The sequence below is a fragment of the Oligoflexus sp. genome (genome assembly GCF_035638955.1).
GTDB lineage: Bacteria > Bdellovibrionota_B > Oligoflexia > Oligoflexales > Oligoflexaceae > Oligoflexus.
This window is the reverse complement of the sequence record NZ_DASQYZ010000360.1, coordinates 1-21,878: the sequence shown is the minus strand read 5'-3', so window position 1 is coordinate 21,878 and position 21,878 is coordinate 1. Positions and strand designations below refer to the sequence as shown.

General features: G+C 51.1%; 14 protein-coding genes. 5 read left to right on the top strand and 9 right to left on the bottom strand.

All coding sequences use genetic code 11. The features are described from left to right. Positions 1–56: 56 nt before the first annotated feature. Both VE954_RS31660 and VE954_RS31655 read right to left on the bottom strand, forming a co-directional pair. On the bottom strand, positions 57–2,255 hold the full coding sequence (locus tag VE954_RS31660) for a SpoIIE family protein phosphatase (protein ID WP_324960543.1): 2,199 nt from the start codon (positions 2,253–2,255) through the stop codon (positions 57–59). Then, positions 2,224–3,342 (bottom strand): 7TMR-DISM family protein, encoded by a 1,119-nt coding sequence (locus tag VE954_RS31655; RefSeq protein WP_324960541.1) that lies wholly within the window; start codon positions 3,340–3,342, stop codon positions 2,224–2,226. Before VE954_RS31655 ends, VE954_RS31660 begins: the two co-directional genes overlap by 32 nt. A gap of 251 nt (positions 3,343–3,593) precedes the next feature. On the opposite strand from VE954_RS31655, the gene VE954_RS31650 reads away from it, so the two are divergent. Continuing rightward, on the top strand, positions 3,594–4,769 hold the full coding sequence (locus tag VE954_RS31650) for a hypothetical protein (protein WP_324960539.1): 1,176 nt from the start codon (positions 3,594–3,596) through the stop codon (positions 4,767–4,769). Further along, positions 4,769–7,405, top strand: a complete 2,637-nt coding sequence (locus tag VE954_RS31645; RefSeq protein WP_324960537.1) for a 7TM diverse intracellular signaling domain-containing protein — start codon at positions 4,769–4,771, stop codon at positions 7,403–7,405. Before VE954_RS31650 ends, VE954_RS31645 begins: the two co-directional genes overlap by 1 nt. A 16-nt stretch (positions 7,406–7,421) precedes the next feature. Here VE954_RS31645 and VE954_RS31640 read toward each other — a convergent pair whose 3' ends face one another. Beyond that, on the bottom strand, positions 7,422–10,652 hold the full coding sequence (locus VE954_RS31640; protein ID WP_324960535.1) for a beta-galactosidase: 3,231 nt from the start codon (positions 10,650–10,652) through the stop codon (positions 7,422–7,424). Between the two features lie 461 nt (positions 10,653–11,113). On the opposite strand from VE954_RS31640, the gene VE954_RS31635 reads away from it, so the two are divergent. Continuing rightward, the gene (locus VE954_RS31635) at positions 11,114–11,701 is read left to right on the top strand and encodes a hypothetical protein (RefSeq protein ID WP_324960533.1); all 588 of its coding nucleotides are present in this window, start codon (positions 11,114–11,116) and stop codon (positions 11,699–11,701) included. A gap of 66 nt (positions 11,702–11,767) precedes the next feature. Here VE954_RS31635 and VE954_RS31630 read toward each other — a convergent pair whose 3' ends face one another. The 3 genes from VE954_RS31630 to VE954_RS31620 form a co-directional block, all read right to left on the bottom strand. Next, positions 11,768–12,481 carry a hypothetical protein gene (locus VE954_RS31630; protein WP_324960531.1) on the bottom strand — a complete coding sequence of 238 codons (714 nt, stop codon included), beginning with the start codon at positions 12,479–12,481 and terminating at the stop codon, positions 11,768–11,770. A 319-nt stretch (positions 12,482–12,800) separates the two neighbouring features. Continuing rightward, positions 12,801–15,614 carry a 7TM diverse intracellular signaling domain-containing protein gene (locus VE954_RS31625; RefSeq protein WP_324960529.1) on the bottom strand — a complete coding sequence of 938 codons (2,814 nt, stop codon included), beginning with the start codon at positions 15,612–15,614 and terminating at the stop codon, positions 12,801–12,803. A 151-nt stretch (positions 15,615–15,765) separates the two neighbouring features. Then, positions 15,766–16,989 (bottom strand): helix-turn-helix transcriptional regulator, encoded by a 1,224-nt coding sequence (locus VE954_RS31620; protein ID WP_324960527.1) that lies wholly within the window; start codon positions 16,987–16,989, stop codon positions 15,766–15,768. Between the two features lie 426 nt (positions 16,990–17,415). Between VE954_RS31620 and VE954_RS31615 the strand changes: the two genes are divergently transcribed. Together VE954_RS31615 and VE954_RS31610 are read left to right on the top strand one after the other, a co-directional pair. Next, positions 17,416–17,994 (top strand): sigma-70 family RNA polymerase sigma factor, encoded by a 579-nt coding sequence (locus VE954_RS31615; protein WP_324960525.1) that lies wholly within the window; start codon positions 17,416–17,418, stop codon positions 17,992–17,994. Positions 17,995–18,235: 241 nt separating this feature from the next. Further along, a complete protein-coding gene (locus tag VE954_RS31610; protein WP_324960523.1) occupies positions 18,236–18,721 on the top strand; it encodes a hypothetical protein in 486 nt (161 codons plus the stop codon). A gap of 36 nt (positions 18,722–18,757) precedes the next feature. On the opposite strand, the gene VE954_RS31605 is transcribed toward VE954_RS31610, so the two are convergent. From VE954_RS31605 to VE954_RS31595, 3 genes are all read right to left on the bottom strand, one after another. Next, positions 18,758–20,461, bottom strand: coding sequence for a hypothetical protein (locus VE954_RS31605; RefSeq protein ID WP_324960521.1), 1,704 nt, complete (start codon positions 20,459–20,461; stop codon positions 18,758–18,760). A gap of 233 nt (positions 20,462–20,694) precedes the next feature. Continuing rightward, a complete protein-coding gene (locus VE954_RS31600) occupies positions 20,695–20,952 on the bottom strand; it encodes a hypothetical protein (protein ID WP_324960519.1) in 258 nt (85 codons plus the stop codon). A gap of 191 nt (positions 20,953–21,143) precedes the next feature. Then, positions 21,144–21,878 (bottom strand): hypothetical protein (locus tag VE954_RS31595; RefSeq protein ID WP_324960517.1); only part of this gene is annotated, 735 nt, incomplete at its 5' end.

Genomic DNA, 21,878 nt, shown 5'->3' with positions numbered 1-21,878 from the left:
GTCGAGTAACGCATTATTTCCATGTGATCAAGATTTTTTGTGTGGCCGCTCCTCGGCTAGCTGGCCGCCTTAAGCTTATCGTCAGTATCTGGGCTCACCGAGCCGAGAGAAGGCTCACGACTCACAATCAGGAATGCGACGTCGTCTTCAGGAGCCTTGTTCTGCCAAAGAAGTTTGACCCGATCCAGGATCACGTCTTTGACAGCGTCGGGTCTTTCCGAGCTTGCGAGAATCTTTTTCAGTTCCCGCGAGGCAAAATGTTCCCCATTGGGACCCTGGTTCTCAATCAAACCATCGGTGAAGAGAAAGAGAAATTCATTTTCTTCCAGACGGAATTGTCTGGTGCCGAATTCAGGTTCGATACTCATGCCTAACGGTGTTCCAGGCGCAAGGATCGACTGTGCCGTGTGATCCGCGCGGACCAGGTAAATCGCATTGTGCCCAGCATTCAGGTAACAAGCCTCTCCTGTGGCTCGGTTCAGGCTGACAAGGGCCAGGGTCATGGATTTTTCCAAGGTGCTGGAAATTTTGAGCATCATCTTATTCAGCGTTTCCGCTACAAAGTAGAGTTCGCCGGCCTGCGAGTAACGATCCCTGTCCTGACTTAGGGTTTCGATAATACCACGCACGCCGCCTGATATGACGAGTGTCGTCAAGGCCGAGGCCGTGCCGTGTCCCGTGACATCACCAAGCAGGATATACATGCGATCGGTTTTCGAATTCTGAAACACACCGAACCAGTCACCGCCTGTAAGCTCGGCGCTCTGATAGTGCTGAATGATCGAGAAGTCACGCGACCCGTGGGTCTGCAGTTCATTCTTGATGCTGAGTTCCTGCAGCTGGGCCAGGGACGCTTCAATCAGCTCGCGCTCCAACGCCGCCTGTGTGAGTTTGGTGCGCTGAACCATGTTGCGCACGCGCAGCAAAAGCTCTTCCGCAACAATGGGTTTGGCGAGGTAATCATCAGCCCCGAGGTTCAGACCAAAGATCCGATCATCATCCGAGGCGCGTGCCGTGATCAGGATGACAGGAATACTGGCCTTCTTCATGTCACGGCGCAACAGCAGCAGCACTTCCTCGCCCGACATTTCGGGCATCATTAAATCCAGCAGGATCACATCGGGCCGATAACCCTGGTTCATCATGTCCAAGGCCGCACGACCGCGCAGACAGCTTGTCACCAGATAGCCGTCCTGTTCCAGAATATGCTGAAAAACTTCGCAGTTGGTATGATTGTCGTCAATAACCAGAATCTTTTCACTCCTGCCCGCCACGCATAATGCAGGTGAGACAGGCGTCGGCAAGCCTGCTGGCATCGAGCTGTGACCTGCAAATTCAGGTGCCTTCCGAGCCATAACGTGAGCGGCCTCGCCACAGGGAAGCTGAATGCGGAAAACACTGCCAGAACCTGGCGTGGACTGCACATCGATGGAGCCTGCCCACTGGTCTACAAATGTTTTCACGATCGCCATGCCGAGGCCTGTACCCTCGTACTGCCGACGTGCATCGGACTCGACCTGATAGAACTCCTGGAAGATACGCGGAATCTGATCCGCCGCGAGGCCGATCCCATGATCGCGGACCTCAAGAGCAAGCCTGCCTGGATCCTTGAGATCCAAAACCACCACCACGACATTGCCAGCACCCGGGCGTTCGAATTTAAAGGCGTTCCCGACAAGATTTCTGAGGATGGTCAGGAGTTTCTCACGGTCGCCAATGTATTCAGGCATCGGGGCCGTGTCGTGATCCCAGGATGTCTCAAGGCTCCAGCTTGTGGACGGATATTTGAACGCCAATCCTTCCATGAGGGAGCGTATCTCCGTCGCCACGTTATTCAGATCAATGTACTGCCAGCTCATCTCCTGCTGGCCCTTTTTGATCTTGGCCAGTTCCAGAATGGCATTCACCTGGTGCAGGAGGGAAACACCAATGCGATGGACTTTGCGCAGTTGGTGGCTGACGTCCTGAGTCACCTCACCAAAGCGATTTTGGATAATGAGCTGGACAAAGCCCAGAATCCCGTTGAGAGGCGTGCGCAGCTCGTGGGAAGTATTGTGGAAGAATGCGGTCCGCGCCTTTTCCTTTTCAATCAACTCGGCGTTGAGTTTTTGGACCTGATCCAAGGACTTCTCCAGTGATTCATTGAGCCCCTGGATTTTGTTGGCAGCCGCCAGCTGTTCAAAACGAATCTTGTGACCCAAGGCCATGCTGAGCAGAATGACTTCAAGGGCCGATCTGGATCGCGTATTCGGCAAAGAAACTCTGTGGCAATATCCCGAGCTGCTTCAGAGCATTCACCACGATTCCAAACAGGAACATGGAGAAGGCCAGCATATAAAAATAGGCCGGTCTATACGAGCGTTTCAGCAGATAAACACTGCAGCCCAGAAGATAAAGACCTAACACCAGCGCCGCCACGGTGCCGAGTCGGACGGCGGTCGCATAGCCAACGAAAATCGAGAGGAACATGACTGTCAGTGACACCAGCATAAGGCCCTGGATCAATCGATCGGCGCGCGGAATCTGGGTTCTGGTTTCCAAAAAATTCCGGGTAAAGACACACATCCAAAAAAGCGAAAGTCCAAGGAAAAAGGCCACACAGAGATTGGCCCAGCCGGGCGCATTGGGCCAAAGCAGGGGGAACGCGAAGCCATGCAGCGACGCCTGGAACATCACAAAGCCGCCAATGTACAGACAGTAGTACAGATAAAAGGGCCGGCGTGTGGTGATCAGAAGAAAGAAATTGTAGCAGAGCATGGCCAGGAGCAAGCCGTAGTAATAGCCTGCGAAATGATCCCCTTTGGCCTTGGCCACAGTAAGACCATCCGGCGTCCAGAGTTGAATGGGAAAGAAAAGAGGTCCTGAGGTCTTGCAACTGATCAGCACTTCGATCTCGCTCTGGGCCTCGATCGTCAAAGGGATGATGAAATTTCGAAAGGGTATCAGTCGCTCGGAGAAATTTTTGAGATCACCCAGGTGGATTTCCTTGGTTTCCTGTCCACGGCGCACGTAGAACACGATCTCATCATAGTGGGAGTACTCGGCCTCCAGATAGCGGAACGCTGACTCAGAGCCCGGATTTTCAATGCGCATCTTCAGCCAGAAGCGCGACTTGGTAAAACCGAAGGTGGGGATGTCCTGGCTGGAAATCGTCCAATTCTCAGGCGCTTTGTTTTGAATGCTGGCGTAGCTTTCTTCGCCTGTGGGGTCCTCAAAATAGAGAATCCTCTGGCCCAAAAGCTCAGTGGGCTCCGTAACGGAAATGGACGCAGGGCTTCCGACCCCCGAAACGGGTGGTGCAAGCCCAAGGCATGACCAAATAATGAGCCAGAAAAAGCGCATGAATCCCCACCAATGGATGAGGACTTATCGGCAAACACCGATGGGAATGGGCTTATTTAGCCGAAAGAATAGGAACAATGCACCCGCTGTGGCGCGAGTGCGGATGCGATACTTACAGTTAGGGAAAAGTTCCGATCCTGGCCATTCCCCTCCCTCACCTTTCGATATGACGTTTTCTTCTTTAAAGGCCGCCCCCCTTGACACCTTTCGCGTTTGGTCATTCATGCTACGATATTGAAGAGGATTCAAGCATGTCACGACCTCTGTTAGCGGCACTCTTGCTCGCACTGCTACATATTTTCACTGCGGCAGCAAACGCTGAGTCGTTGAAATTAACCTATTCTGCTGCTTTCCATCGTTTGAATTCCATCGAAGATATGACTGCCATAAAAGCTCAAGCCGAACGAGAAGGCTGTCAGGCTTTGGAACAAGGCATGGCTGGACCCTATATTGACGAGCCGACTCTCGGCTGGTTGGCGACGACTCCGAAAGGGATACAGAGTAGGCTCTTTCGCATGGAACGGACGCAAGGCTCGCCGTTCTATCTTACTTTTCCCATGATTTTCATCGAGACATCCCTGGTCTACATCGATCATTCCGATGGATCGGGACCCCAGATTGTCGATCTTTTCGATGGGCGCCATATCCTTGGCATCGCAGATAAACGTGGGCTTCCAACGTCTTTTCCCATGCATTTCATTCAGCCGCCGGTGCGTGTTCATACTCTGCGGGCGCTCGAGAACAAGGCCTCGGCTGCACTGCAGGACGGACCATCAGCCGAAGCCTTTCTGAAGGTAAAAAGGCACATGCACACAGCGAAAGGACTTTTGCCGACAGCGGGACAGAGTTATCTCGCCAGCCGACTCCATCAAGTTGAAACCGACATCCAAATGCATCCAGACGACATCAAGATCGTCGTGGCATCCTTCCAAAATATTGCCGACTTAGGTTTTGCGGCTGTCCAACGTTTCCTGAGCTGGAACGGCGCGGAGGCCGGCATGCAGGCGACCCGAGCTTCACTCCTGGAGATTCTGGCGAATCCCCTGCGAGGTATGGCGGAAGCGGCACGCATTCTGGGCAAGGACGAACCCGAGGTGCAGTTGCAAGGTCCCACCTATGAACCCCTCTTTTCCACAAAAATGGCTCAGGCTTTGACAGAAGTTTTCACCCACGCCTTTCGAAATTCCGTCGATCATCGAATTGAAAGGTCTGCCATTCGCCAACAACTAGGCAAAAAACCTCGGGGAAGAATCGGCATTCAACTCAGTCAGGAGCCCGGCGTCTGTCCGGGACGGGGCGTCGGGCTTTATGCGGCGCGCGCTGCTCTGCGCGAAATAAATGCAGACATTGCCGTGGAATTCACGGGGCCTAGGGACCAGGACGGATTCCGAACGTTTCAATTCATTATCACCACGGAGGCTTCGTGATGTCCAAGCTTTATGGAATACTTCTCCTTTTATTCAGCTGGTTTTTCATGTCCCCGGCCCTCGCCCAAACCCCGGCGAGCGATCGAGTCGACATCGGTTCGGTGTCATCCATTGAAATCAGCAATCGCGTGGACATCTTTCTTGACCCGTCGGCGAAGGTGAGCGTGGCTGAAGTCACGGCTCAGGATTTCCAAGGCTTCAAGCGCAATGAAGAACTTTATCCATCGTTCGGAGCCTTTCCGGGACGCGTGTGGGTGCGTATGCTGCTCAGCAATGACCGAGCTGAAACTGCGAAGTACGTGATCGGTCTTAATGCGGTTGCTTTGGATGCGCGGCTCTATACGGATGGGCAGGAAATGAAAGCAGGGCGGATCTATGGTTCGGATCAAGAGCAATATCCCAGCCGGATGCCGTCCTTCCTCGTGGAATTCAAGCCTCAGGAGCAAAAAACCCTGTATCTGTCGATTCGGGCCGACATGGTCTATTCCTTGAAACTGAAGGTCAGTCAGCCGGAGGTCTTTTATCAAGCCGAACGTTTCGGCAATTACTTCGCCGGATTCTACGTCGGCATCATGCTGATCATGATCCTTTATAACTGTTTTCTATTCGCCGCTACTCGTGACATTTCCTTTCTGTGGTATGTGTTGACGGTTTTTTTCCTGCATTTGAATGTGATCGGCCTCTACATGACCAACTCGGACTATTTCGGCATCAGAAATCCGATATTCCCCGAGAAATTCGGCCTCATCGCCAAGATCCTCGGCACGATTTTTCTCATCCAATTCTCCCGCGTTTTCCTCCGTACATCCCAAGCGCCGAAATTGGATTGGTTCCTGAAAGGTGTCATGGCCGTCTCGCCTATCTTCTTCGCGCTTCTATTCGTCTTGCCTTTGGCGCGTGCCAATGCCTTCCATAATCTGATACTGATGCCGAGCCTTATCAGCATGATTGTCTACTCAGGGATCCTCTTCAGCCGTGGACTGCGGTACGCCAGGTTTTATTTCATCGCCTGGTTTCCCGTGCTGCTGGTCGGGCTTGTGACTGTAATGCTGAACATGCTGAAGCTTGGCAACCTCTTTCATAACTCCGGGATTCTGTTGATGATAGCCTCAATCATCGAAGTGCTGCTCCTGTCAATGGCCCTAGGCGATAAAATCAATGAGATGCGGGCCGAAAAGGAAAAAGAGGAAGCCGCGCACAAAGCGGAAGTCCTGGAGATGAATCGTTCCCTGGAACAGAAGGTCAAAGAAAAAACTCAGGATATCCGTTCCATGCTCGACAATCTAAAAATGGGGATCTTCACCGTCAACCGGCAATTGCAGATCGGCGAAGACTATTCGCAGCACCTAAACGAAATCGTCGGCAACGAAAATTTGAAAAATCTGGCCGTGATGAGCATACTCTTCAAGAATTCGGAGCTGGGGGCGGACACACTCAGCCAGGTGGAGTCCGCTTTATATTCCATACTTGGCTTCGATGAGCTGGGTTATATCGCCAATGAAGACTACCTCGTGAAGCAGTTCAGCCGCAAAACCAACGGCAGTCCCCGTGATCTGGAATTGGATTGGTCACCCATCACCAGTGAAAATGGCATCATCGAAAAGGTCCTGGTGTCGGTCAAAGATGTGACTGAACTCAATAGTTTGCGTCGTGAAAGCGAAATTCAGAGACGGCGGGTGGAAATCATCGAACAGTGTCTGACCATAAGCTGGGAAAAATTCGAACCGTTGAAGGATGAAATGGAACGCATCCTGGCCACAGCCAACGGACGGAGCCTTTGGATCCGGGATGCAGGACAACCCGAGTCTGCCGAAACAGTGGTCGCTGGACTCTTTGCGGCTATGCACACACAAAAAGCGCTGACTCGAAAACATCGTCTTACGTATCTTTCGGACGCCATTCATGAGGCCGAAAACTATCTGCATAAGGTGCGGGATGGCCAGGATACGCTGACCAAAGAAAAGATGACCGCTTCCATGACGGAAGTCGCCAGCAGTCTGGACCTCTACATCCACACCTTCGAACTGCTGCGAGGCGAAGCAGGCCATAACCACAAGCCCACCGAGCATCGCATCGAACAGCTCATCATGGAAGGCCTCAGCGATAGGGAATCCATAGCGCGCGAAGTGGGGAAACCCGCGCCCGCGGTCCAGGTTTCGATCGATCAAAACATCAATCTGTCATCCAGCTGGGCAAAAGCTGTCGAGACTATGATGGTTCAACTTCTGCGCAATTCTTTGGACCATGGCCTGGAGAAACCCAGCGAGCGCCAGGCCAAAGGCAAAGCTCCGGGTGGCCTGATTTCCATTCGTCTGAAGACAACGCACACTGGTCATGCTCTGGAATATTCCGATGATGGTGTGGGTCTCAACCTGGCGAAAGTGAAAACGAAAGGCCTGGAAAAAGGCCTGATCAGCGCCACCAAGGATTACAGCGACCAGGAGATAGCCGAACTGATTTTTTCGTCCGGCCTCTCGACCAAGGATGAAGTTTCCGCCCTGTCTGGCCGCGGTGTGGGTTTGGATGCCGTCGCGATGAGTATTCGCAATCTGGGCGGACAGATCCATGTGCGCCCGAGTCCGCTGACCTTTGTCATCGAAATACCGGGCGCGGAATTGCGTAAAGCCCAGGTTTAGCCCTGGGCCGCTTTGCTTAGTCCTGACTCTTGACGAAAACCTTGCGCAGAATCACCGGAACCAGTTCATTGCGGTCACCCATCCACTGCCGCTCTTCCTGGGTCGTTTGCAATTTCAACGACTCAATGCGGCCTGTCGCCTGGTTTGTGGTGCTGTCGCTGGTGTCTTCAAAAGCTATGCTTAGGATGTTGTCACCATCTCTGAGAATACCAGTCGTCACGGGAAAACTGTCAGGAGATGTATTCATCCAGATATCGCGCACAGGACGAATCCAACTGCCGCGACGCATCCAGTCTTCATCCGACAGCCAGCGTCCGATCAAATGGCCGTTCACGTAAATTGTAGCCTTGGCCGAACGCCCTTTGATAACGAGGGCCAGAGGGGCACTCCAATCCCGGGTGTCCAGCAGGTTGTCCTTCCGGAAACTGGTCTGGTACCAACTGACGGCACCTCGCGGCAAATCCAAGGGCATGCTGACCTGTTTGCGATTGGTTTGCAGCTGGCTTTCCATGGGCAGACCCTGCCTTTCCCCACTCAAACCGGACCGAACGGACCAGTTTTTGATCTCCACCTTGCCAAAACGGGTTTTGCCAAAGATTCCTTTCAAGCTATCAAATCCCAGGGCCGGGATGGACGCACGCAATCCAGGAAACTTCACTTGATGGGAGCCGAGTTTAACTTTTTCGATGGTGCCACGTGGCCACATGAAACTACCATGCCCCCAGCTTTCAACCCGCGCTGTCAGCACGTTGCGACCTTTTTGCAGAATCGAGGCTGGTATATCAAACTTATAGCTGGAAAAGCGGCTCGCGCTGTTGACTTCGGTCCCTAACGGGGTCACGGTCAAAAGATAGTGACCGTTGATATAGAGAGCTGCAAAGTCACTGACCGATTCCAAGTACAGCGAACGTGATTTAAGATCTTTCGATGTAAGGTCGAATTCTGCGCGGTACCAGACAAAACCATCGTAGATACCATGATACTCAAGAGCCGTGGGCTGATCACCCAGCGTTTTGAAATCCATCGTAGGAAACTGCGGGGAAGCTTCAGCGGTGTCATCCACCAACACGCCTTGATGGAGAGAGATGATGTTGTCGCCTTTTGCAGCCGCAGGAACCGACCATGTGCTGAGTCCATTGTCGCTACGGAATGGCAAGGTTTGGGTCAGACCATCCAGTGCGATGGGCGTATGGGAAAAGCTCAGCAGTGTTTGGCGATCGTCTTCCATTTCAAGTGAGTATCCACTGTCCTGAGGCAGCAGCAGTTTGGGGCCAATCAGCAGGATTTCTTCCTGAGCTGAAGGGACAAACCAGGTTCGACCGGCCTGCTCCGTTTCCAAGATGAGAACCTCCAACTGGCTGCCATCACGGGCGCTTGCCAGAAAAGTTTGGGGCTCCGTTCCATGCTGCCAAATGAGGGTTAAATCATCACCATTTTTTTCGGCAACCTGCACGGAACCGGAACTTTTGAGAAGCTGTATACCGGAAGAACGGAGGCGCATCTCGCCGTTTTTGCCTTCGGGTCCATAGACAATCAGCAGCGGGATTGCATTCGCGCGCCTTAGACTCAAGATTTCGCTGGTGCTGTAGTCGAGCTGCCAAGGACCGATCAACGGCAGGCGGAGAGGCATCATGAATTCGTATTCACGCTCAGAGGAAGCCTTGCCAGGAGCTTCGCCCGGTGATGCCTCCACTGGAACGGAAAAGCCGACGAAGCGTGGCAGAGCTTCGCCAAAGGCTTGAATTTGCCCCGGCTTCACATCAAGCGTCCGCTCACCTGGGTTGAAGAGGCCGAGCAATGCTCCCCCTGCCGGTAGATCGAGCCAGTAGTGCACGCGTGATTTGACATCAGGTTCCGCGACACCCAATTCAGGATGCGAGACCGTAATGCGTTTGTCTTCACCTTCCAGTTTGTCGTCAGCGGATCGCTTCGCTTGACCGGCCGGTGCAATCAGTGTTTCAAAGGCGTCAAAGAACAGGTTCGTGCGACGTAGACCCGAGAACTTGGCCCGAAGCACTCCGGATGGACTCACGGCCCCGTAGTAATCAATCGTACCTGGATGAAAGCCAACAGGCGGTTCACCAAGGCCAACGCTCAGCCGATCCCAGGAGAAGTCGGTAAAGTTATTTAGAGTAGCCCAGGCGTCCTGAACACTGTTGACCGCACCACCATTCAAAGCGAGGGCGTTCTGCCGACCTTCCTGGTGCATGCCGAAGATATTGAATTGAAAAACGCCGTCCAGGCCACCCATAATCTGTCGACGCAGGGTTCCTACAGAGCGTTCCGTTTCCGTGGTTCCCGATGGGAAATTTACATAGCTTCCTTGATTCTTTTTCGGATCGTGCATATCGCGGAGTTGCTTGAAAGCCGACAGTTCGGGCAGCCGTGCATCCTTTCCGTAATAGTTCGGCATGGGGATGATACCGGCTACACCATCCATACCAGAAGTTCCCGATTCGCCGGGGCACGTTGTAATCGGCACATCGAAACCGCTCTCACGAGCGATATCACGTAAACGTCCCAAATACCCTGCGGTGTCCGCCGACTGCTCGGGATCTCTTTCCGCTTCCCCTTGGTAAATGGCGAGCTTTTCGAGTTCCATGAACTGAAGGAACCAATTGTATTCATTTTCAATGCCCAGCAAAATAATGGGACCGCCCTGGCTGTGCAGGTAGGGAGCCACAACTTTACCGAGTTCCCGCCAATAGCGGGCCACAGCATCGAGGTAGTCAGCATCATTCGTGCGAAGGTTCATGGTGCCGTCAAGTGTATCGGCTGAACGGGTTTTCTTCGATGATTGGGCGAAGACCCAGGCCGGCACTCCGCCTCCATCCATTTCATTCGTGATATAAGGTCCGGGTCGGAAATACACGTATAGGCCGTGTTTCTTCGCGAGGTCCAGGAATCTGCGAACATCAAACGTTTCGAAATCGAACTGGCCTTCCTGCGGCTCATGATTGCGCCAGGCCACATACATATCAATCGTGTTGTAGCCAGCAGCCTTGAATTTCAGGATTCGATCTTCCCAGGTGGAAGGAGGCAGACGAAACCACTGCAGCGATCCTCCCCGCAGCAGGACCGGTTTCCCATCAATCGTGAAAGCCTGCTGCGAGACTCCGATACCGCCGGAGGTTTCTTCGAGCTCCCTTGCGGATTGCAAGGTTGATGGTGCGACGGGAGAACAGGAACCCAGCAGGCCCATGGCCAGACCGAGAGCCATTAAACTCTTGATGGAATTGATTGGCATTGCGCTTATCCTTGGCTGCGAGACAACTTGTGGACGATCTATTCGCGAAGCGAAGGTAGTACCATCGGACTATGCTGAAGTAAATGAGCTATTTATGCTTAATTTATTGTCGGATAATTTTAGTAGGTTATGTGCGCAGCGGAGTGTCTCCTCATGGTCTTCAACGTAGACATCGAAAGTTTCCGTTCGCTCTGCAATGCACTCACCATCATCCAGGGGACGCTCATAAAGATTCGAACATAATTTCAGTCATGCGTGAGTACTGTTTCGCATTGAAAAATGAGTGTTCGAATGAATTCCTGGCATTCACAAAATAAACAAAATTCGTCATGGCGGGCGTATGAAAAAAACATTATTAAGGTGCCATATTCTTGTCACGCTTCATCGGCAAAAAATCGCGAAGCAAACACGACCATTCACCTTGAAGCATGACTTCCCTGACAAAAATTTGGAGGTATAAGGTGAAATCGATAAGCGCCGTCATCGGATCCAGTGTTCTTTTTGTTATAACTGGTTTTGCAAGCTTGGCCGCGGCTGAACCAATCAGGTTCTACTATAGTTACACGGGCCAGAACGGAACGACAGACCTTCAGCCCAACGGAAGCTATACAATATACGATGCTGTAGGCGGGTGTGGAGGCCGTGATATCGCCCGGTGTGAACTGGACGGGAGCGGTACCCTTCGCGCCTATTATAAAGATTCGTGCAGTACAGGAGACTACGGCCCCTATGTGAACGGTGGCACTTCAAGCGCAAGCTCGCACGGCTACACGGTTGAGTGTTCCTTTGTCAAAAGGCTGGTCCAATTTACTTATAGTTATGGAAACAGACAGGGGGCGGTTCGCTTGGGTCCAGGTGAAGTTCATACTATCTATGATCAAGTTGGCGGTTGCGGTGGCGCTGATGTTGCTCGATGTTACATTGATAACAAGGGACGTGTTCAAGCTTATTACAAGGACTCCTGTGGCACCGGCACATGGGGACCCGCATTATTCAGTGGTACAAGCTCTGCCACCGAAGTCGGCTTTACCGTCTCCTGCACTCTCTAGGAAGCGTCGGGAGATAAAGAGACCACCCGTGTGGCCAAAGGTCAAACGGGTAGCGCTCTCCTTACTTTATTTCTTAATGAATTTGATGGCTTCTGCTGACAGAGCGGTCGCGTTCATATCCTCTGGATAGTCGACGGTTATGCTACCCGCATCAAACTTGACCATAATCAGGAATTTCCTCGTAGCAGCGGCAAGTGTGCCGTTGTCGTCGATTTCCTTCGAAACATTCATTTCAAGATAGAACAATTTATCGGCCAATTCCTTCACAGCCACAGGTTTTGAGACTGCGACGACATAGCTTTCAAAACCTGGTGTCGGTGTCTTGCAGTCTGCATCGTCAAAGTCATGATAGCTGGCCTCGACACTACCGTCGGCAAGCAGCTTCCAACTTTCAGTGGAGCTAAAGAACTGACCAGCAACGTCAGGATTTTCAATTTTGATACAGGAACTGGTCCATTCGCCTGTTAAAAAACCTTTGACTTCCTGCTGTTTAGCCTCAGGCAGGGGCCCGGTTTGAGCGGCCGGTGTGGTGGGTTCCTTGGTGGGATCGTCCGGCTTTTTGTCATCATTGCCAGTAGGGTTTTGTGTCGACGCCTCGGAAGTTTTGTTGTCATCACCGCTGTTTGTGTCAGACGTTTTTGAATCGGATGCAGGCGCAGTCGCACCTTGCGGTGTACTGCCCACATTCGGAACGCTTTCTGATGTCCCGCATCCGCAAAAGATGACGAGACTGCTGATGATGAGGAAAGACAATGGACCGCAATACGGCTTACCGTTCATGAAATTCTCCTTCGAGTAATTTTCTGTGCCTTTGCTTCAGCCTGTGCAAATTCCGTGACAGAAATTCTCAAATCAAATGAATGGACTAGCCTACTTGTTCCGGAACCATTGTTTGCACATGAATTTCCGCAATTTAGCTGGCAGGTCCTGCGCGATAAGACAAACTTATGGAAGGCAGACTACTTCAACGGTGCTGTTTATGAATTGACCATCGTCGAGTGATTATGCGACAGGAGGCTCACTTAAGAAATCGCTTGAGGCTTTTGCGGGAATCAGTTCGCCCGTGCTTCTTAACCTGCAGCATATCGCAGTAAGTTCATCAGGCGGCAAAGTGGGAATAATCATTGGATTCGGTCGCGACACGGCAATACTGGTCCTTGGGCAGGCTGATAACAAATTCAAACCGACAGCCTTTATCAAAGTCCGGCGCATCGAGCAGGCATAAGGTTAGCTGACCGCCGACCTGATGAAGGGAAGTCTTTGCCGCATCAAGGCCAATACCCCGCCCCGAGATCGTGGAAACCTCGGTCTTGGTTGAGATGCTCGGTTCGAAAATCTGATGGGCGATTTTCAAGGGGTCCTCGCAGGAGGCCTCGAGATTGCCTCGCTTGACGGCAACAGCTTTGATTTTGCCCAGCAACAATCCCTGTCCGTCATCAGCGATCCGTATTTCCAGGTGGTCTTCGTACTCCGACATACGAAATTCAATCAATCCCCGCTCTTGTTTGCCCTGGGCAAGGCGGATCATCGGCCGCTCAATCCCATGGTCCAAAGAGTTCCTGATAAGTTGAGCGACCGCAAGGTCGATAACCTCAACCGCGCGTGGGGCGAGGCCATAGCACGAATCCTGGAACTTGAATTTGGGCATCGGCTTATCAAGCTGATCACATATGCTTTTGATCGCATTCATATGACCGAACACAATGTCATCAATGAACTTATAATAAAACGTCTTGAGCTGAGCCACATCCCGGCTCACGTCGGGCCCCATGGCGCCCGCCTCCTCGATATCACGGATGAGGTTGTGGATGAGAACCTTGGGTACCAGTTCAAAGTTGGGGTCGATGAAACGACCGAGCTTGTCGTTATTGATGGCTTTATACTGATTGAAAATAGTCCTAATCTTCTCATGATTCGCCCGGATTTGAGACAGGCTCGCAAGGACGCTTTCGGCTGCGGGCAGGCTAAGTTCTGTTTCCGCATGGTGAAGGGCATTACTCAGATCGCTTAATCCCAGGGTGCGGGTCAAGCCTTTAAGAGTATGGTAGTTGATCAGTAAATTTCTCCTGAAGGTCGGATCGAGCTGACTCGAAGCGGATGAAAGAATCGAGTCGACTTCATCAAGAAGCTCAGATGAAACCTTGGCAAACTGATTGAACCTCTCGGCCTTGATCTCGATGAGCTGAGAAATGTAACTCAGCTCTTCATCCTTTTCCGAGATTTGCTGGACAAGCAACCTTTTTTCTGTCGTATCGCGCACGGATATCAGGATCTTCCGTGTGATGGATTCGTTCACAATACCAACCCAATCGAATTCAAGGAACTGTTGCGTGCCATTCGTATTTTGAAAGACCACACTGTCGGGAAAACAGTCCTTGTTCATCAGAAAGCACGTCTCGTCTTCATTGATTGAAAAATCAATCGCGTTCGAAAGTCGATTGAGGTCATCCCTGGAAAGATTGGACTGACTTTCCAGAAGGCTCACTATATTCTTTCCGTCCAGATCTTTCTGCTTAAAGATGGTTTCCAAAAATCTTGAATATTCTGGCTCGATCACTTTATTGGAACGGACGGTGAAAATGCCCTGATGAAGATGTTTCAGGATCTCACGAGTCTCCGTGGTACGTTCCTCAACCTGTTTTTCAAGACTGGCATTCAAGGTCTGCAGTTCAGAGTTGAGGGATTTAATATGCTCGTGATTTTTCTTTTTGATGAAATTGATCCGGGACCCCAGTGCCAGGGAAAAGAGAGAGACTTCGATTGCGCCACCGACGAACTGAGCCCAGTAGTTGTAATCGGCGGCTTCCAGAATCCCGATATTCACGGCGACAATGCCCCAGGATCCATTGAGGTAAGCCCCCCATCCCAGCAAAAAGTAGATGGCCGGCTGATAACGCGCCCTGAGTTTCAGAAAGCCTATGAAGACCAGCATGTTTAAGCATGCGCTGGCGCTGATGCAGGTGAAGATTGATGCCAACCACACCGAAAGCCAGTTGTTCACGAGGACATTGAAGATGCTGATGCCGATGTTGACCGACATAATGGTATTAAGGACGGGATATTCAGGTTTGTAAAAATTCAGAAAGCGCTTGCTGAAGAGTATGGATGAGATAATGATGCTATCGACGGCCAACAACTGAATGTGATTGCTATAGACCTTGGTCCCAAACAAGATCCAACCGAGATACTGGCCCAGATTGTAATTGGACACGTGATAGACGACATTGCTAATCACGAATATTACGTAATAGAAATATACTTTGTCCTTAAGGCTGACGCCCAGGAAGATATTGTAGAGAATCATGACGAGGTGAACGCCCACCAGAAAGCCAAGGGCGAGATATTCCTTGAACATCTGGTCACGATAGGAGGCTTCCCTCCAAAGGCGCAAGGGAAGCTGGAGGCAGGTGTCACTGTACGTCTTCACCATGAAGCGATTGATCCCAGGTTGGAGCACGAGCTGGGTATTCATGGTTCGGGCCGTCACATGCCGTCGCGTGATGTCCACTTGATCGCCGCCGACAAAGACCTCCTCAAAACCACCCAGCTCGTCCATCCTGAAGAGTTGGAAATAATCAGCCATCCCAAAGTTATTTTCCAGGATCACGGTCTGAATTGTGGATTCTGGGTTTCTGACTTGAAAGTATCCAAAAAGGGTCTCGCGACTCAGCCCGAAATTAGGACGTTCCTGATCAACTTGAAAGAAATGTCCGCTTTGAATACGCTGCCAGGCCTGTTCTGGTTGACTATCCTTCTGATCGAACATCGTCAGATAGAGGTTCTTGCCAAAGAACTGGCCTTCCATGGCAGGATCGAACACAACGGTATGGGTCTCAAAATTAACAGCGAAAGCCAACCCATTCCATAGGAAAAGAAGGGTCATCACTGTGAATGGTATAAGACCTGGCCGCATGGATGCGTCCCTTATAAAGAAAGCTCCCTTAGGTATTCGGCAAAAAACCGTCCGAGTTGAGGTGTTTGTACGGGGATGGGAGGGTCCGATCCAGCTCCCAAATTCGCGAGCCGAATCTCTGGTATGGGCTCACTTCCGAGACTCCATGAGACTAGTTGTCCTGGATGGATTCCAGGCGCAAGAGACAGCCAGATTTTCGAAACGACCTTTTCGCCATGGCAAGGTATTCCTTGACCTTATCGTGGCGCTCTCTGGCTTTTTCCAGCTGGGCGAGTTGCACATAAAAAGTCCCTTCGCCGGTATAGGACTGCGACTGGCTCAGGGCATGTCGGGCGATTTTTTCAGCCTGATCCAGGTCGCCATGCAAACGATAAATGGCACTGCCGGACTCATAAACCAGGAGCAGAATCTCGGATGGACTGATGAATGACATACCCTTCTCATACTCCTGCACCGCGTCCACTGTCTTGTTTTGCAGGGCTTTAAGCTCGGCGAGTCGGATGTGGGCAAGGCCTATACCGCGGCGATATCCAGAATTTTGGGCCAGTTTGAGCGAAGTCAGGGCGCTCTCCCTGGATTTTTGGAACCGCTTATCATCAAAGTAGATATTCGCCAATACGGCATGAGCCGTATTATCAAGCATGGCTTTGGTCCTGCCCTCCTTAAGGTCCGAGATAAAACGAAATGAGGTCAGTATGAGTTCCTCGGCTTCACCATAGGCACCATAAAACCAGCGACTGATCCCGAGATTGATATAGGCGAGGCTCAGCGTTTCGGAATCAAGGCTTTTGCGGGTCACCACTCCCAGAAGGTTCTGGGATACTTCAAGTTCACTGTGGAATAACTTTTTGAGACTGAGCAGGACATTGGCACGATTGATAATTTCCAAAGCGCTGGCCTTATGCCCTATTTCGAGAGCTTTCTGCGCATAGGCCTCACTTTCGTCCAGTTTATATTGGACCCAGCTGAGCAGCGATAGATTGGTATAAAGTTTGGCGAGAGCGATCTTGGGCATGCTGAAGTGAATAATGGATTTTAGAATATTCTCGATGAGACTCCACTTGCCCTCAGCAAAAATATCATAAACCAGACCTTCGTGATCAATCAGATCAGCGGTTAAATTCAATTGATTATTGGATGGAACGACGTCAGCGGCACTCCTGACAATCAGCTCGTCTGGAGGACAGCCCAAAGCTTGAGCCAGCAGCTCAAGATTCTCCTGCTGCACTTTCTTGACCTCTCCGCTTAGCCAGCGTCGCAGGGTCCGGGCATCGACCCGTATAGCCTGAGCAATCCACCAGCGCTTCAGGTTTTGCTCTTCGATCTTCGCCACAATTTTTCTGGCATCTATGGCCACGGTTTTGGGCTGATCCACTGAGCACTCGCCTCCTGCCGGTTTTCGTAAAAGCTAACGAGTTTAGCTTTATTGGCATGAAGAGGCAACGTGTTTGCAAAGGGTCAGCGTATGTCTAACGGCCGTGCCTTAGACGGGAACTGGGCTGGTCAAAGGGGTCTGGAGAGAGTTGAAACCCTGTCTAAGAGATCTCTCCAGACCATGAATTCTCCCTGTCCTAAGGAGAAAGTTTTAAGTTCAAAGTTCTGACGAGCCTTTGGATCTTTTGCGCCCGAGGACTTCGCGGCTGTCAGCATTCTCTATACGTCAATAAAATTATCTAATAATTTAGACGTATTAGCGGATTTTAAGGTTTTATGCCCTCTGATGCCCGTAGCGAAGCCAGGAAGCTTTTGCGATTCTGGGGCCGTCTAAGAGCGCCGCAATCAACTTGCTGGAGACATCAAGATGGCAATAGAAACCCGAGGGGAAAATTGTTCGCAGGCCCTGAGTGAAATGACGAAATCGCAGCTTCTGAAAAAAATTTATGCGGATAACATCAACATCGTAGCCTATATGCTGAAGAGGTTTCGATTCTCCGCCCAGGATGATGAGGATTTGCTGCAGGAGATCTTTCTGCGCTTTTACAAGGTCATCGATACGGTCGATTTGGCAAAAGCACGTCCCTTCCTCCTGGCCATTGCAAAAAACGTTGCCATTGATCATTACAGGTCCAAGAGACTCAAGCGTGAGATGTATCAACTTGATGAGGCTTTGCACGTTGCGGACACTACTACACAAGAAAGTGCGTTACGGTTGGCCCGAAGCCAAGCCGTCAGTAACTTTATCGCTGGAATCCAAGGTGATCCCGGAGCCGACGTGCTGCTGCTTTTCTACGATCAGGAGACGAGTGTGAAAGATATAGCTGCTCAAAAGCAGGAAAAGGTGGGAACCATCACCTCGAGACTCAGTCGCCTGAGAAACAAATATAGATCCAAGCTGCAGCAGCATATCGAAAGTTCAGAAAGTATGGCCTGGCGGGCTTGAGGCTTGGATCAAACCACCAATACCACCGCTGGAATTGACGGCTGCACTGAAATGATCCGAATATTGCTGCCGGCACGGTATGCGAAATATTCGTAGCTTGACTCCATGGCCTGGAAAGCATGAGAAGAACTCATATCGTTTCAAACAATCAAAAACAGTCTCTTTATCTATTTTAACAAAGTTTTGATATTGGACCATACTCAGCGTTCGGGATCCATCCCGGTCAAGAAAGGAGACAAGGATGCGTAATCAGTACAGCATGAAGCGCTCACTTTGGGCCCGCTATAAGAAAACAATTATTGTGGTCGGTGTGACGTTGATGGCACTCGTCACTGTTGTGATCGGTGGTGTGAGTTATGCCGTTTATCAATCGGCGGTCTATGCCAAGGAAACTTTTCAATCCTGGGATGGAACGCTGGAAGTTCCTGGCGGTGATAAGGTCGTCCTGCCCAATCGCGGCTGGGTCGAAGGCTTTGTGGTCAGTGTGGGTAGCCTCTGGCTGCAGCAAAATATCGCCGAGCAGAATACCGCTCAATTGAAAAACGGCCTCTCCTGTTTCGATGCCATTGGAGGTCCGAGCCCCCTTGAAATGGTGACCTTTGTAAAATCCAAAGTGAATGATGAACGCCTCACGCGGGAGCTCAATACGCTGACGCAAAGTCTGCAGGATTCAGATCCGTTGAATCGCGGGCCAGCCGCCTGCGCGAACTGGATGCTGAATGGATAAGCAGGTTGCGGGCCCGTGGAGGCCCGCGTTCGGTGCTTAAAGCAAGCCTGGTTCCGCCTTCTTTAAATATGGCGCATACTGGTTGCTGCCATAAGCTGCACAAAAGTCTTCGATCGATTTAAAATCAGGATTCTTAGCAACCAAAGCCTGAACAACAATCTTCTCCCAAACCAAACCAATCGCGCGACTGTCATCCTGAGAGGCATCTTTATAAGCCAAAACAAGGCCCAGACCTGGATGCCCGGTAATAATTTGGCCATAGGCACCCAAAAACGTCCAGACAGCCGAATCGTATTGAGTTCCTGTTGGATCCTTCTGACTTCCCTCAACCGGAGCGCAGCTGACGAGTGAATGATCATCCAGGAATGGAGCCTGTTTGACCTGAGATTTTCTATCATCGTTCCAAACAATGATGCGATTGTCCTTATCGGGGGTGTTGACCCAAAGGGACAAACCCATCGCACTATTAGCCTCTGGAAAGCTGGCGTGAGTCATCTCATAAATAAACGAACGACTGACCATTCGCTTCTCATGGGGCAAGCCTTTGCGGGCAACACCCTGATCCATGATGACCTGACCGATCTTAGCCATATCTTCCAAGGAAGCTTCCCAGGAAAAGCCATAAAACTTGGTTCCAGCAAACTTGCTGGCGAGATCCTCTTTGACAATGGAAGGCAGGAAGCGGGGCACGCCTCCCAGCAGTGTGATGAGTTTATCCATGGCTTCGAGACTCAGCTTCCGACTCAACTCCTTCCAGCCGTTGGGAAGGGCTTCCGTTCGTTCTTCCACAATGCCGTGACTTAAAAGTGGACTGAAACCTAAGACATAAGTTTCCCAAAAATAATCAAGCCCATCCAGACCAGGTTTGATGCCCCATTCCGCACCGGTAGCAAGACCCAGGCTCGGCTTGATCTGCTCGTTCCAAAACTCATCCAGACTCAACTCAATGGCTGTAGTGTTCTGAGGTGCGGGTATAAGCGGATTCTGAAATTGTTTTAAGGCAGCTTCAGCCATGAAACCGACTTGATTGAGGCCGCGATCACCGAGCATGTCATATTCAAACTTTGGTGTAAGCTCACGCGCATCCTGAATCTCAGGCACTCCCTCCTCGCGCCTGGCGACCATAGCGAGCAGCTGGCGGACGGAAGCTCCCCGATGCACCGGCTGATCTTCAAAAAGATTGGAGGCACTTTTGCTCCACTCGATCCAGTTAAAAAGATTTTGATTTAAAGTGAATCGACGGATAAGGGCCTTGCCGCCTGCAGCTTCGATTTCATAAGTATGCTCATCGATAGCCCTTATTTTGTAGGTATCTGTAGAGGAGGCTTGGGCGATGAGAGCATCAATATAGGTGTCGACGCGATACATAACCATACCTGTTGCCAGGGCAGCCATGGACTTTGTCGCCGACCACATGGGGGTTACTTTATCTTGCGCGTAGGAGCGATTCTGGTAATTGGGATTGCCTGGCCGGTAAGTGAAGCATTCCTGATTGTTCTTATAGATTGTCAAAGGAAATTTATAGTCTTTCCATTTTTCTTCGCCGACAAAGGGCCCTCGGCCCGGCATATGACGGGCAATATTGTCCATCAGAATATCGTAATCCAAATCACATCTCGCCGCTTTTTGGCGAGCCTCTGAAACTTCGGGAGTTTGGGCCCTCAAGCTTGAACCGAACGTTATGAGAGAAATCCCGGCACTAAAAATAGACACCTTGAGAAAGTATGTCCAAGTCTCCATTATTGACTCCAATTGAAGTTTGATCAGGCGCCTAAGCGCCTATTCGAAAAGACGTGGTCGATGTGATCGGAACTTTGCACATTTGTAAAAAAAACTGAAGCCTGATTCACTTACATTGAAAGTTGAGTCCGCAAAGGTGAGTAAAGAGCGATTTAAACATATTATTGATTTCGGGAGGCGGGCGAACAGTCAGGGTCCCATGACCCTGACATCAGAGGCTTGTATCCTTGCCTTCAATCTTCATCGTCTTCCATATCCGACTTGTGGGGCTTGGCCAATTTGTCGGATGCTCCTGTTTCGCTGACCTTATTGGAAAAGCTGGTGGGATCATTGCCGGCATGTTTTTGCTGCGGATTGCCTTTACCGAATTGGGCTTTTTTCTGGTCGTCATCATCAGCCAGCCTGCGCGTGCCTTTTCCTGACTTTTTCTCTTCAATCGGCCTGATATGCTGGCTCTTGTCGCTTTTTTGATCATTCATACTGGTGCTCATAAATCACTCCAGTCAATGTGTAATGTCCAAAGCTGCATCGGAACGATGCGAGCGGAAGAGTTAATTCACAAATCGTACCAATTTTTAGCGTTGTGCGTGGAAGGTGGGGAAAAGCTCGCATGGCAGCGTTGGCGGTGGCAGGGACAAGTGGGTGGGACAATTCCCCTCCCCCACCTTCCGAGATGACTTTATCAAGGCTTGCTGAAGGATGGGGTAAGCGTAGGAAAGCCCCAGCAGTAGCCGATGTTTCCTTCAACCTTGCAGTTCGTGGCCGAGGCTCCTTCGCCGCCATAGACAGCCTCTGACAGGTCATAGGCAACAGAGACGGTGACAGCTTCATCCTTACCAACCGAGATGGGAGGATCGACTTTAGCGCTGGTGACTCCGCATACATTGGAAGAAAACTCAAAAGCCTCGCTCATCGGTTCTGCCATGAATTTAGTGTTGGGCGCCTTAGGCCCGTTGACACAAAATCCCATGCGCACGTACCGATAATCGCCAACGGGAACCCCAAGACCTTGCGAATTGAGTTCCGCATTAACATCGCTCGTGGGACGAGCCAGCTCAAAATAGGCCACGTCCGCATCCGTACACGACGAGTTCACCTGATAAGTGCCATCCTCAGACTTGGTAGGCGGACAGGCCGCGGCGGCCCAAATTAAGGCCGAGGAGCCGACATTCGCCTGCGTTTGCGCATCAACATCAGCCACAAGGTAGACATTCATGAGCTTGACCTGGGCACTGGTCGCCGACCAGGTTTGTATGGTAGCTGTCATGGCTCCGGCGTGGGTGTCGAGACCGAGACCTGCTGTACCTGTGGCATTAGCCAGCGCTAGTTTAACGGTACCGGTATCTTTCTTCTCGTCGTCGTCCTTACTGCATCCGAGTAGGAAGATGGACCCGCCTAGTAAGGCTGAAATCAAATG